We start from the raw sequence: 12472 nt of genomic DNA on the forward strand, positions 1-12472 counted from the left end.
TAAGCTTTATTTTATTTATCTTTACAAATGCATAACTGGGGGGATTGTATGAGAATGCCACCAATGAAATTTTTAACAATAATCTTGGTTAGTGTCCTGATGGGAGGATGCCTCGGCGGTGGAAATTTCGTATACTCAAAGGGTAAAGTCCTTAAGCCGGGTTCCGAGATCATGTATCCCTTTAAGGGCCCTGCCACTCTGGAAATAGGAGTCTCAGGAAACAGACCGTTCACCTTACTCGTGGTCTCTTCGGACGGCTCGAAAGAACTCTTCAAGCGAACAAATGTAACTGAGGTCAAGGAGACGGTAAAGCTTCCGGAGGGTTCCTGGAAGGTCATCATCAGGAACGAGGGGGAGGATTACTTAAGTCTTGACATAAGCCTCAGAGGGAAGTGACTAGACAAAGTAGTTGATTCAAGCTCATAGATGTGTTTGGATAGGGTCTCTTCACGTTCACCCCTGAGAGGGGTGAGGGCAGAGGAGTCCGATGAGGCCAAAACCCAAAAACCAAAGGAGGTGATAGAGAGTGTTTAAGAAGCTGAATAAAAGAGCTAAATCCAGTTGAGCCAATGTGCATATTTTTTGACAATTGTAGCTTCGACATTTGCACTGTGGAGTGTGCCTTTGGAGAAACTTGTGCACCAGGCCAATGATGTCAGTTGGATTGGGTGGAGATCCTAGCTGTCAGGTAATTGATATATGATACATTTTATTTTTTCTTTTTAAATCTTAGATCTCAATATTGAAGAGTGTAATCCGCGGTGCTAGAAGTGAGGGGCAAGAACATAGGCTCGTACAAAATGATGCTCGCTTTAATTTCTCTGTTCCCTGCCATAGCGGTCGAGATAGACGTTTACAGATTTACCGCCCACTGCCCGGATATTTCAGCTGGAGAGCTCGGCCATCTGATAACTGTCGACCTGCTCGTCAAATGGCTTCCAAATTTAATCAAGTTCCTCCTTGGTTTCCCTAATCTTAACCCTGCTCCTCTCGCGCTTCGGCTCGGACTTCGAGCGGGGCAACGTTTTGCTCCTTCTCTCAAAGCCCTTCACGAGGAGGCGCTACTTCCTCGGCTGGGTTCTTGAGGGGTTGAAGCTTGCCCTGGTTTTCTCCCTTGGAATTGCACTCTCGGGAGCGCTCGCGATGCTGGCTCACGGTTTCGCGGTTAAGAACTATTTCATCGGCTCCCTTGCCCTTTCGCTCTCGCTGATTGGCGTCCTTGGAATCGTCCTGCCCCTAATCCCCCTCGTGACTTCCCGCGATTCCGGAGTCTTCCTCGGGCTGGCCCTCCTGAGGTTCGGGAGAATGGATCTGAGGCGATGGTGATGTTGAGGGTTGAGAGTCTCGTCAAGGTTTATAAGGAAGTTATGGCGTTGGACGGCCTTAACCTGGAGGTTAAGCCGGGTCAGGTTTATGGCTTCCTTGGACCCAACGGTGCTGGTAAGAGCACTACAATACTAAGCACCCTCGGCCTAATCTTTCCCCAGGAGGTTAGGATTGGATTGTTTGGCGAGGAAGTCTTCCAAAATGGAAAGTTCAATGAGGACAGGCTTGTCGAGGCCAAAAAACGCATAGGTGAACTCCTTGACCTTGTTGGTTTGAAGGACGCTCGGAACATAAAGGCGGGCAAGTTCTCGAAGGACATGCGTCAGAGGCTTCTTTTAGCGCAGGCTCTCATCAACGACCCGGAATTGTTAATCCTTGATGAACCCATGACCGGTCTTGACCCGACGGGTATTGCCAGGTTCAAGGATATTATTAGAGAGCAAAGGAAGGCTGGTAAAACAGTATTCTTCTCCAGTCATATTTTAGCTCACGTTGAGGAGGTTTGCGACACTGTTGGGGTTATTGTGAAGGGCAAACTCCGCGTTGAGGATAGTATCGATAACATCAAGGGGAAATTCCTCCGGAAGGCTGGGTACACGATAATCATCGAAACCAACAGGCCTGTGGACTGGAGTTCAGTGGAGTGTGACTCCACTCGGTGAGAACAAATACCGCGTCGTTGCTTCACAGGGCGCGAAAATCCTGACCATGCAGGTGAAAGAACAAGCTTGGAAGAAATCTTCCTCAAAATGGTGGGATGAAACCCCTTTCTTATGTATACTCCTTGATGTTTTGTCAGAGGAATAAAAGAGCAAGAGGTTCAGATGGCTATCATCGTCGAGGTCATCTGTATCTCGGACATCTTCCTTATCTTCTCCGTGATGAACTGGTCAAGGTCCTTGAGCGTGTCGGTCTCGACCTTTACGACGAGATCGTATTCGCCATAGACCACGTAAGCCTCCTTAACCTCCGGCATGGCCAGAAGCTTCTCCATAACTTCCCTTTCCTTTCCAGCGGCCGTCACCATCAAAATAAAAGCCGTCACCATGGCTATCACCAAAAGTATTTTATCGGCGGAGTATTTAAGCTTATCGAGGCCTATGTTCGACCACTTGATAAGCAAAGCTCAACTGGGGCGGTTTTACTCTCACCTGAAATCGCTTGGATTGGACGAAATAGGGCCCTACGCCAAGGGCACGACTAGCTTAATCTTCAGGGCGAGGTTGGATGAAAAAAACGTCATTATAAAGCTTCAACGATCAGATTCCCCGAGGCAGAACTTTATGCGCGAGGCGGAAATCATCCGTGCGATGGAGCCCTTTTCGGTTACCCCACCGCTGATAGCCTATGGCGTCTTTGAGGGCCTTGAGTACCTCATCCGGGAGTTCGCTGAGGGAGAGATAATATTCTATGCGGAGCTTGAAAAACGGCATATCTTCGAGATAGTCGAGAAAACCGCCCTCCTCGACGGGATGGGCCTCGACCACGGCCAGATCCAGGGGGGTAAGCACATAATAATCGACGAGCGCGTTTATCTCATAGACTTCGAGAAGGCCGGCTGGAGGAAGCCGAGGAACCTCACCTCTGCCATGGCGATGATATTTCTCAACGATAATTACATCTCGCACCGCGTCAGGGAGAAGTTCGGTATCGATAGGGAATTTCTGGACGAGATGAGGAACGAAGTTAGAGCTTACAAAAGAACGGGAAGGCTTTCAGGCCTTCTGCGCCTTCTCTCTCGCCTTTAACCTGTCAGAGTACAGTGCCAGGAGCGGCACGACAACCGCCATGGAGATCAGTCCGATCCTGGGGTCCCAGAGGTAGTTAAAGGCTATTATCACGATCACAGCTATACCGGTCATCAGGAACAGGTCCCTGTCGTAGAGCCTCGACTTTGCGAGTATGTTCTGTTCTCTGGCTGTGTAAGCCAGGTACAGGGGTATACCCAGGGATGCGAAGACTATGCCAAGGTATGTCCTGGAGATCATCGAGATGGCAATCCCGACGGCGAGTATTATGCCGATCGCGCTTCCGGTTTTCATGCTCCCACCTGCCCCTTCACTATCGTTCTCCGTCTTTTAAACCTTCCCCGTGCCCACTGTGGTGCCCTGAGGTTAAGCTTATATACTTCTGGGTTCATTATAGAACGGTGATAGCGTTATGAGCAGTATCGAATGGAACCACGAGACCTTTTCTAAGTTCGCCTACTTGGACGACCCTAGGATAAGGGGAAACCTGGTTGCCTACACCCTCACCAAGGCTAACATGAAGGAAGACAGATACGAGAGCATCGTCGTTGTTGAGAATCTGGAAACCGGGGCGAGGCGCTTCATCGAGAACGCCTCCATGCCAAGGATTTCGTCCGACGGCAAAAAGCTCGCCTTCATGCGCCCCAACGAGGAGAAGAAGGAGAGCGAGATATGGGTCGCTGACGTTCAGACCCTGAGCGCAAAGAAGGTTTTGAGCGCTAAAAACGTCCGCTCGATTCAGTGGAACGACGACTCCCGGAGGCTCCTGGTTGTGGGGTTCAAGAGGAGGGACGACGAGGACTTCGTCTTCGACGACGACGTTCCCACCTGGTTTGATGGCATGGGCTTCTTCGACGGCGAGAAAACGACCTTCTGGGTTCTCGACACTGAGAGTGAGGAGGTAATAGATCGGTTTGAGAAGCCGAGGTTTTCGAGCGGAATCTGGCACGGCGATTCCATAGCGGTCAACGTTCCCCACCGCGATGGGAGCAAGCCAGCACTCTTCAAGTTCTACGACATCTACCTCTGGCGGGACGGCGAGGAGGAGAAGCTCTTCGAGGGGGTTTCCTTTGAAGCCGTGGATTCCGACGGGAAAGTCATCCTCCTGAGGGGTAAGAGGGAGAAGAAGTACCTCAGCGAGCACGAGTGGCTCTACATCTGGGACGGAGAGCTCAAGCCGGTCTACGAGGGCCTGCTCGACGTTTACGGCGCGAAGCTCGATGGGGGAAGGGTCTACTTCCTGACGCCGGACGCGGGCAGGGTGAACCTCTGGCTCTGGGATGGGGAGGCCGAGAGAATCGTTGCCGGTGACCACTGGGTATACGGCTTCGATGTCCACGGTGGCAGGGCGGTTCTGCTGATAACGACCGCGACGAGGGTTGCCGAGCTCTACCTCTACGACGGCGAGCTGAAGCAGCTCACCGACTACAACGTGCCGATATTCGAGAGGCTCAAGACCTTTGAGCCGAGGCACTTCCGCTTCAAGTCCCTTGACCTTGAGATAGACGGCTGGTACCTCAAACCGAAGCTGAAGGAGGGGGAGAAGGCGCCGGTTATAGTCTTCGTCCACGGCGGGCCGAAGGGTATGTACGGTTACAGGTTCGTTTACGAGATGCAGCTGATGGCGAACAAGGGCTACTACATCGTCTTCGTGAACCCGCGCGGCAGCGATGGCTATACCGAGGACTTTGCCCTCCGCGTGCTGAAGAGAACCGGCTTGGAGGACTTCGGGGACATAACAAACGGCATTGAGGAGTTCTTTAAGCTCGAACCCCAGGCAGACAGGGAGAGGGTTGGAATAACGGGTATAAGCTACGGCGGCTTTATGACCAACTGGGCCCTAACTCAGTCCGACCTCTTCAAGGCCGGCATCAGCGAGAACGGCATAAGCTACTGGCTCACCAGCTACGCCTTCTCTGACATTGGCCTCTGGTACGATGCTGAGGTCATCGGCCCGAACCCGCTGGAGAACGAGAACTACCGGAAGCTCAGCCCGCTCTTCTACGCCGACAGGGTTAAAGCGCCGATCCTGCTCATCCACAGCCTTGAGGACTACCGTTGTCCACTCGACCAGAGCCTCATGTTCTACAACGTGCTCAGGGACATGGGCAAGGAGGCATACATAGTGATATTCAGGCGCGGCGCCCACGGTCACAGTATCCGCGGGAAGCCAAAGCATCGTGCCAAGCGCTACAGGCTCTTCATCGAGTTCTTCGAGCGCAAACTTAAGAGGTACGAGGAAGGCTTTGATGTGGAGAAGGTGATGAAGGGCGAGAAGAAAGAATGAAGAATATGATCTGGGGTTTTCCCCTGATTTTGGTTTTAGAGGGCGGCCTTTTTCAGGTTCTCTAGGTGTCCCCTGACACTCACTTGGAACTCTTTCAACTCGGGGATGTAAACGTCGTCCCCGTGGATTTCTGCTCCTAGGTACACGATGCCCATCAGCCTGCTGACGCCGAATTTAACCTTGTTGTTTGTTCTCTGCGTTACGTTTCTTATGTACCAGTCCGAGAAGAGCTTTGCTTCCTCGTTTGTTATCATTGGGGGTATGACGGCTGTTCCGGCACTCACACTGGATGGTCTGCTGGAAGACGCGAGTTCCTTGATGTAGCCGGTTGTCATCGCGATCTCCTTGCCAAGGAAGCCGTCGAGCATTCCTCCTTTGGGTTTCATCTTGAATATGTCTGTTATGGGCTGGGCGGCGTATGGAATCGTCGCCAGTATAAGGAGTTCATCGGTTATGGCCTTCCCCTTCTTCCAGAACAGGGAGCCGGTTGTGAAGGTGTAAGTTAGTTGTATTCTCCAGAAGGGCAGTAGGAGTCTTCTTGGAGATCCTACGAGGTTTATCATTGGTTTTCCGCTCTTCGCCAGCAGGATGCTCCTTATCTCTCCCATTATGTCGGTGTACCTTCCGAAATCCTTTGAATCCATGCGGTACCTTTCGGCCAGGGATTTCCTTGCCCTCTCTGAAGCGCTGAAAAACGTCTTTAATCTCGCTAGGGGCTCCATGGGATTCATGGTTGCTGATAATCCCTCTATCAGTTCCTCTATCGCAGCTGTCAACGACAGCTCTTTCTCTATGGCTGGAACCATTGGAACGTACTCCGGGTTCTTTACTGCGGCCTCCTTTGCCCGCTTCAGTGAGTTCCTGCCGCTCTTTATGCGGATGTTGGCGGTCTCTGTATCTCCGTTCATCATGTCCTCTACGGCGGCGTAGATGTGGTACAACCCTTCAAAACGCAATTTGGGGGCTTCTCCGCTTGGAACACCATCGAATGCTTCCGCTATTTTCTTGAAGTTGTTTGAGAGCAGTTCGGGATCTTTTTTTCCTGAGTTTACGAGGTGCACGAAGTTTGAGAAGTAAGCGTACATGTACTGGGCTGCTATGACCTTGTTTACAAATGTTGCGTCTTCATCGACTACGGCCAGAGGTTTGACGCTTTCTATCTTCGCTGCCTCTTCAAAGGCCTCCTTAGGGGAGTCTATATCAACGTTCAAGTGAACATCCCAGTAGGGGAGGAACACTAATGGGGTTGATATCACATGCGCTATTCTGGAGTTCACTTCCAGATGCTTGGAGAGGAGGTCTGGTTTGATCATGGTTATGAATATATTGTGCCTGGAGACGGCGTCAACGGCCGAGCCGGCACTTATGATGTTTGCGGGGACGATGCTCTTCAGCCAGCTCTGTATCTCGAGTTTGAGCTGTTCCATGTACGTCGTTGAGTCTTTGACTCTGTTCGTGTACCCGCAGAATTCACACGTGACGTACTCTTCCCCCTCTTTTGGTTCGGGTAGGGGGGCACCGCAGTGGACACATTTCAGTTCCGACATCTTGGTCCCTCCATTTATCCTCTAGGCATTGCCCTCCAGATCCTCTCAATCTCATCCCAGATTTTCTTTATCTCGTACAGGAGCTCCTGCCTCACTTCCTGCAGCCTCTCCATGGCCATCTCGTAGTACCTTCTGGCCACGGTGTCTGAGGTTATATAAATGGCGGTGTAACATGCCCTGCAGGCCACCACGTAGTCCTCTCCGAGGCTCTCCGGTTTTTCGTCTCCGTACTTTGAGAGGATGTAGGGGGTCACCACTGCTGGCATCTTAATGTAATGAACGTCCTCCCCTTGGATGGTCCTTCCGCAGAACCAGCACTTGGCCACGGTGCCCACTTTGTTGATCTCCTCCGCAACGCCCTCGGCAGAGGTGGCCAGATTTCCTATTTTGAAGTATCCCATCGCCTCGGAGTACAGCTCCACGCTCTTTGATGGGTCGTAAAGGGCCTGGATCTTGGCCCTCAGGAGTTTGGAGTACGCTAGGTATCGGTAGCCCCTTTTCTCGAATGGTTCTCTCATGTTGAAAAACTCTCCAAGCACGGGTTTTTTTGACGAGTTCATCAGGAGCTTCTGGGATATTTTTTCCAGCTGTGCGGCGAACTTCTCCATCTTTCCCTCGTCGCCCTCTTCTATGAGCTGGTTTACTCTGGACAACTTGATCGCTATTGGGAGCTCGGCGACGATTATATCCCCCTCGTTGGCTATCTCGGATGCAGTTATCTCAAATGGAATATTGAAGTTGGTGTTTGGCGGGAGCTTTGCCGCTATCTTGGCCGCCTTCTTCAGGGAGCTCATGTCCCTCGTTGCCACGGAGTGGAATAGATACGCCAGAAGAAGGGCCTCCTCCGCCTTCGGGTTTCCCGCCTTGCTGTAGTGCTCGTACGCTTTTTTGAAATGTTTTGCGGCTTCTTCCCACTTTCGCTGGTTTATTCCCTTTTCATATGCTTTTCTCCACTCGTCTTCGGCTTTTTCCATATCGGATTTGAAGAGTTTGAGCCCCATACTACTCCCTCACAGAAGTTCTTCCAGGAGTTTCTTTCTCTTGGCCTCGTACTCCTCTTGGGTTATCAGGCCCTCTTCATAGAGTTCCTTCAGGAGGGATAGCTTCTCTTTAATGCCTCCTTTTGTAGGGGGCTGAGATTGGGGCTCCTGCTGTGGTGGTTGTGGAGGTTGCTGCGGCTGAGGGTACTGGCCCGGGGGTGCCTGAGGATATCCTCCCCCGAAGAGATATGGTATCGCCACCAGTCCGGCGCCCATGGCCGCCCCCCCTGATTTTCCAAGGGCCCTCATTGATTCGACCACTTTTATTGTTTCAAGAACCCTGGCTTCGTCTCCACTCTGGAGGGCACTCATGAGGGCGACACCGTAGGTGGGGTCCTCGTTTTCGAGCTTCTCCAGGTATGGGAAGGAGACCCCCTGGAACTTTACGTCCAGGAGCTCCAGCCCCTTTTGTTTGAAGCTGTGTAGAGGGTCCCGGCCTTCATCTTCATGGTTATCTCTTCCAGTTTCGTCTGGACTTCCATCACGGAGTACTTTGAGAGCTCCTGGATAATCGCCTCGTTGAAATAGGAGCGTAGGAAAGTAGTGACGTCCTTTGATGTGAAATAAGGCTGGGTTCCCGCCAGTTGCGTGAGGAACAGGACCGGGTCTGATATCCGGAACCAGAAGGTGCCGAAGGTCTGCATCTCAGTCATCCAGGATGCTCTGGGGCTGAGTTTCAGCCGGAGTTTAGTTCCGAACCTACCCATGAACTGTTTGAGTGACACGAAAACTACCCTGGCTTTGAAGGGTGTTTCTCCATATCCAGCCAAGAATTGGAATGCCTTCGTCAGCAGGGGCAGGTTTTGGGTTGTTATAGTGTGTCTTCCGGGTGGGAGGACGTCGTAGACCTTCCCGTCCCTCATAAACACGGCTACTTCAGACTCCTTGACGACCACCATGGAGCCCCAGCGTATATCCTCGTGGGGATAAACCCAGAGAACGTCATCCGGTCCGGCGTTTTTCCACTCTATGACGTTTGTTTTTTGGATCACCATCACCCTCGTCACATAATGCCGTCAAGAAGGGCATCCCTTCTTTTCATTAGGGTTTCGAGCTCGTTAAGCTTCACCCTCAATGTCGAAATTGCAGAACCAAGTCCATCAACGTCTTTTTGGAGTATCGCCGTGCGGACTTCGCCTGTTTTTTCTTTTATTGTTTCTACAATGTCTGTTAGGGAAGCGTCAAATTCCAGAAGCTTATTGAGGTCGTCCTCTTTTACGCTCGTTGTACCCCCTACGGGTTTATATCCCCTTGGGGCATGGAGGATTGACTGTGCGAGCAAGTCACAAAGGAGGTAGAGGCTCTCGATTTCCCTTGCCTCTTCCATGAGTGAGTACCTTACCGCCATCCTGTAACTTTCCCGGAGGTAGGATGAGGCTTCCTGCAGGACTCTGAACGTGCCCCTCCGTATTATGTCGTCGGTGCCCCTCAGTTGCTCTTTTTTCTTGTACCCCCCGGTCTGTTTTAACCCGTTCAAGAAGGTCCTTTTGGACTTTATCGTCGTTCGACATAGGTATCTCCCCAAATAGTTATAACAACATCCATGGTACTAAAAACTTTTTGCTTTATGTGTTAGTTCTAATGTGAGTTGTTTTATATGTAATCTTGCAAAATATTTAGTTGTTTGGTTTTGCTATTCTTTTTAGACTGTTGCTCTTTCCCCTGCGTCATGTAGTGACCTTTCTCTTTTGCAAGCCTCGCCCTTCAGGGCGTGGAGGAGATCAGCAAGGACATAGTCCTCGGTTTCAAATTGGGGGAGAGCGGTAGCGGTCTGATCAACTTCTCAACGACCTGGCTGATGATAAGTTTCATGGCATGGAACTTCAACCGCTTCACGACCCCGAGGCCGATACCAATCCCCGACGCCAAACTGCTGCTCCTCCTTATTTAGCCGTCGATAATTGGCTTTGGCGTTGGATAGTCAAGATCGTACGGATGAGAACGGAGCTCATGGACTGTTACATCAACCTTGAGGCGTTTGAGGAGCTTGAGGCGGTGGGTGGAATCTGACCTACCTCCCTCTCACCGGTTTTCCTGCCACGACGCCGAGCGCTTCCCCTACCTTTTTTATTCCCGTGAATCCCACCCTTCTCAGCCTCTCCATGACGCCCTTCTGCAGGTCCTTTCTGCGGTATTTCTTCCCAGGGTTTCCAACGTAATGAAAGAGCCTTCCTCCTGGCTTTAAAACCCGGTACAGCTCACGGTAGAACTCTTCCCCGTAGAGGTGTCCCGCCAAGGAAAACCTCGGGGGGTCGTGGATAACGACGTCAAAGGTCTCATCGTTGAACTTCCTGACGACTTCGAAGGAATCGCCCTGTATGATCTGGATTTTTCCTCCCGTGAAGAGCTCCCTGCTCCAGGGGTTTATCCTCGCGAGCTCCAGGACGTGTGGGTCTTTCTCAATGGTTATGACGTACGCTCCGCGCTTTGAAGCCTCTATAGCGGTGTAACCGAGCCCCATGCAGGTATCAAGAACGGTTTCTCCGTCCCTTGGCTTCACCGCGTCGACCTTGCTGAGCGTATCCCTTAGCGGCGGCGTGTCTTTGGTCCTGTGCATTCTTATCCCGTTTATCTCTATCGTTGGTGGAATCGTTGGCACGAGTTTGTAGAATCCCTCCTGGCTGGCTATTGCGGCCTTGTAAACGCCCCCGGCCTTGACGAAGTAGAGGTTTCCCCGGTCCCTAGCTATCCTCTCGACCTCCCGTGTACTCACTCTGGTCCCATCGGGAAAGATGAACTCGTCCTCATCTCGTAGAATCAGCCATGATCTTCCGGTTTTGTGCAGATCCAGGTTTAACCTTGCTCCCCCTCGGGTCAGGAGCAACCGCATTGCGTCCCCATACGTCAGAAAGTACACTTCCTCCATTTTTCCTCAACCTTCGTCCAGTTACGTTTTTATATACCTTGCCCCCAATTATTATGATGGGTGATAACCATGACATATAGTGACTCTGAACGGGTCCCTACCGGAGTTAAAGGGTTGGATAATCTCATAGAGGGGGGCCTCCTCAGGGGAAAAACTTACCTTCTCACGGGTCCCCCCGGTAGCGGGAAGACGACCCTCTCGATGCAGTTTCTGATAGAGGGTGCCAAGCGAGGGGAGAGGGTGGCCTACGTCTCTCTCATCCACGATCCCCATGAGGCCGTCAAGGACATTGCGAGGTTCGACCCCTCGGTCTGGGTCTACGTGAAGTCCGGAAAGCTCATCCTTTACGATATGGGTAAGAGCCTTTGGAAGGGCTCGACGAGGGCCCCTGCGTGGGGCAGTGTGCTCTTCAGGATAAAAGAACTTGCCGAGAACGGCAAGCTGAGCAGGCTCGTTATAGATCCCCTGACGGCGATAGATTTCCCGACCGACAATCCCGCCGAGAAGAGGGCGGAGCTGGCCAACTTCATCAGAAGCCTGGAGGCCCTCGGTACGACGACGATTCTGGTGGCCGAGCTCACCGAGCTTGACAGGTACACCGAGGAACACTACCTTACAGATGGTGTCATAATGCTCCACTACTTCTTCGGGGACAGGGAGATGATCCGGGCCCTTCAGATACTCAAGATGAGGAGGACACGGCACGGGACCGGTATGTACCTGATAGATTTCAGCGAGCACGGACTGGTGGTCCACGGCCTGTCGCCGTTTGACGCCGGAGATGAGGGGCTATGATACTAAGCGGAAAGCGAAGGGTAACTCTGAGGGACGTCAGGAACGAGAGGGATCTTGTTAGAAAGGCATATCTTGCGGGCTACCTCCTTGGATACGGTGGGCACACCGAGTGGGCCGGCTGGAGCTCTAGGCTGAAGCGGGCGATATACGCCGAGGCTGAGATGGAGGGCAGGATGAAGGTCGTCGTAACCGCGTACAGGAGGGGCAAGCTCGACGGTGTCAGGGCCAGGGAGGAGGACATAAGGAAGGGGATATACCGCAGGCTGGAGCTTCCTGAGCCAGCGTCGGGGGGAGAATCAGCAGAGGTGATGTCATCCCAGCGTTCTTATGCCCCACCCAGTTTGAGGAGACCCGTTTTCGTGACCCGCCCATCCTTTCTGAGGGAGATCCGCATCATCCGGGCCTCCCGTATACTCAGGCTGCCAAGGTTCATCAGGTGGGGTGATTGAGAAGATGGGGAAAGAGCCGTTATCCTATCTCCAGCTTCGTCCCTTCTTCTGCGTTGGGGGACTTCTCGACGATCAGTTTCTCACCCTCCAGCCGGAGTACCCTCGTGAATATCTCCTCTAGAAGGTGGAGGTACCTTCTGTCCGCTGTTTCATGGTTTATGAAGTAGTAAACGCTCCTGTTCCGGTTCCCAAGGAAGACAGCCGCGAGATCGGCCATGGAGAGTATGAGCCGAGGGCTCATGCCGTGGAGGGGTATCACCCTTTCAGGGTTTACGATTATGGAGTTCACCGTTCTGGTTATTCGCTACTTTTGGAACTTGTGAAATAATTGTAGCGGATAACCTTCCAGCCTCCCGTCTTCATTGGCTGGCCTTCGGGGGGAACGGTAACTCCCCACATCTTCAAGGCTCTAAG

General features: G+C 52.1%; 16 protein-coding genes and 1 pseudogene. 8 read left to right on the top strand and 9 right to left on the bottom strand.

What is annotated here, in order from left to right; genetic code table 11:
- Positions 1–99: 99 nt before the first annotated feature.
- The 3 genes and pseudogenes from MVK60_RS06905 to MVK60_RS06915 all read left to right on the top strand — a co-directional run bounded on the left by MVK60_RS06905 (position 100) and on the right by MVK60_RS06915 (position 2087).
- Positions 100–396, top strand: coding sequence for a hypothetical protein (locus MVK60_RS06905; protein WP_297437830.1), 297 nt, complete (start codon positions 100–102; stop codon positions 394–396).
- A gap of 564 nt (positions 397–960) precedes the next feature.
- Positions 961–1326, top strand: a complete 366-nt coding sequence (locus MVK60_RS06910) for a hypothetical protein (RefSeq protein WP_297437832.1) — start codon at positions 961–963, stop codon at positions 1324–1326.
- Positions 1326–2087: pseudogene (locus tag MVK60_RS06915) on the top strand (ABC transporter ATP-binding protein). Before MVK60_RS06910 ends, MVK60_RS06915 begins: the two are co-directional and overlap by 1 nt.
- Positions 2088–2146: 59 nt before the next feature.
- Here the strand turns inward: MVK60_RS06915 and MVK60_RS06920 are convergent.
- On the bottom strand, positions 2147–2374 hold the full coding sequence (locus tag MVK60_RS06920) for an Lrp/AsnC ligand binding domain-containing protein (protein ID WP_012572508.1): 228 nt from the start codon (positions 2372–2374) through the stop codon (positions 2147–2149).
- 52 nt (positions 2375–2426) lie between these two features.
- Here MVK60_RS06920 and MVK60_RS06925 point away from each other — a divergent pair, with 52 nt between their 5' ends.
- Positions 2427–3074, top strand: a complete 648-nt coding sequence (locus MVK60_RS06925) for a serine/threonine protein kinase (protein ID WP_297437834.1) — start codon at positions 2427–2429, stop codon at positions 3072–3074.
- Here the strand turns inward: MVK60_RS06925 and MVK60_RS06930 are convergent.
- The gene (locus MVK60_RS06930; protein ID WP_297437836.1) at positions 3042–3368 is read right to left on the bottom strand and encodes a hypothetical protein; all 327 of its coding nucleotides are present in this window, start codon (positions 3366–3368) and stop codon (positions 3042–3044) included. The genes MVK60_RS06925 and MVK60_RS06930 overlap by 33 nt on opposite strands.
- A gap of 118 nt (positions 3369–3486) precedes the next feature.
- On the opposite strand from MVK60_RS06930, the gene MVK60_RS06935 reads away from it, so the two are divergent.
- Positions 3487–5361 carry a S9 family peptidase gene (locus MVK60_RS06935; RefSeq protein WP_297437837.1) on the top strand — a complete coding sequence of 625 codons (1875 nt, stop codon included), beginning with the start codon at positions 3487–3489 and terminating at the stop codon, positions 5359–5361.
- A gap of 35 nt (positions 5362–5396) precedes the next feature.
- Here the strand turns inward: MVK60_RS06935 and MVK60_RS06940 are convergent, their stop codons facing one another.
- The 5 genes from MVK60_RS06940 to MVK60_RS06960 form a co-directional block, all read right to left on the bottom strand.
- Positions 5397–6908, bottom strand: a complete 1512-nt coding sequence (locus tag MVK60_RS06940) for a hypothetical protein (RefSeq protein ID WP_297437839.1) — start codon at positions 6906–6908, stop codon at positions 5397–5399.
- A 14-nt stretch (positions 6909–6922) separates the two neighbouring features.
- Positions 6923–7909 (bottom strand): hypothetical protein, encoded by a 987-nt coding sequence (locus tag MVK60_RS06945; RefSeq protein ID WP_297437841.1) that lies wholly within the window; start codon positions 7907–7909, stop codon positions 6923–6925.
- Positions 7910–7918: 9 nt separating this feature from the next.
- Positions 7919–8260, bottom strand: coding sequence for an SHOCT domain-containing protein (locus MVK60_RS11235; RefSeq protein ID WP_367270870.1), 342 nt, complete (start codon positions 8258–8260; stop codon positions 7919–7921).
- Positions 8261–8331: 71 nt separating this feature from the next.
- Positions 8332–8943 carry an SPFH domain-containing protein gene (locus tag MVK60_RS06955; RefSeq protein WP_297437843.1) on the bottom strand — a complete coding sequence of 204 codons (612 nt, stop codon included), beginning with the start codon at positions 8941–8943 and terminating at the stop codon, positions 8332–8334.
- An 8-nt stretch (positions 8944–8951) separates the two neighbouring features.
- Positions 8952–9473, bottom strand: coding sequence for a hypothetical protein (locus MVK60_RS06960; RefSeq protein WP_297437845.1), 522 nt, complete (start codon positions 9471–9473; stop codon positions 8952–8954).
- 186 nt (positions 9474–9659) lie between these two features.
- Between MVK60_RS06960 and MVK60_RS06965 the strand changes: the two genes are divergently transcribed.
- The gene (locus tag MVK60_RS06965; protein ID WP_297437846.1) at positions 9660–9839 is read left to right on the top strand and encodes a hypothetical protein; all 180 of its coding nucleotides are present in this window, start codon (positions 9660–9662) and stop codon (positions 9837–9839) included.
- Between the two features lie 120 nt (positions 9840–9959).
- On the opposite strand, the gene MVK60_RS06970 is transcribed toward MVK60_RS06965, so the two are convergent.
- Complete coding sequence (locus MVK60_RS06970; RefSeq protein ID WP_297437848.1) at positions 9960–10814, bottom strand: methyltransferase domain-containing protein; 855 nt, start codon at positions 10812–10814, stop codon at positions 9960–9962.
- Positions 10815–10883: 69 nt separating this feature from the next.
- Here MVK60_RS06970 and MVK60_RS06975 point away from each other — a divergent pair, with 69 nt between their 5' ends.
- Positions 10884–11609: an ATPase domain-containing protein gene (locus MVK60_RS06975; RefSeq protein ID WP_297437850.1), complete on the top strand. Its 726-nt coding sequence runs from the start codon at positions 10884–10886 to the stop codon at positions 11607–11609.
- Positions 11606–12058 (top strand): hypothetical protein, encoded by a 453-nt coding sequence (locus MVK60_RS06980; RefSeq protein ID WP_297437852.1) that lies wholly within the window; start codon positions 11606–11608, stop codon positions 12056–12058. Before MVK60_RS06975 ends, MVK60_RS06980 begins: the two co-directional genes overlap by 4 nt.
- A 19-nt stretch (positions 12059–12077) precedes the next feature.
- Here MVK60_RS06980 and MVK60_RS06985 read toward each other — a convergent pair whose 3' ends face one another.
- Positions 12078–12347: a DUF257 family protein gene (locus MVK60_RS06985; RefSeq protein WP_297437853.1), complete on the bottom strand. Its 270-nt coding sequence runs from the start codon at positions 12345–12347 to the stop codon at positions 12078–12080.
- Positions 12348–12472 lie beyond the last annotated feature (125 nt).

The sequence above is a fragment of the Thermococcus sp. genome, assembly GCF_026988555.1.
Classification (GTDB): Archaea; Methanobacteriota_B; Thermococci; order Thermococcales; family Thermococcaceae; genus Thermococcus.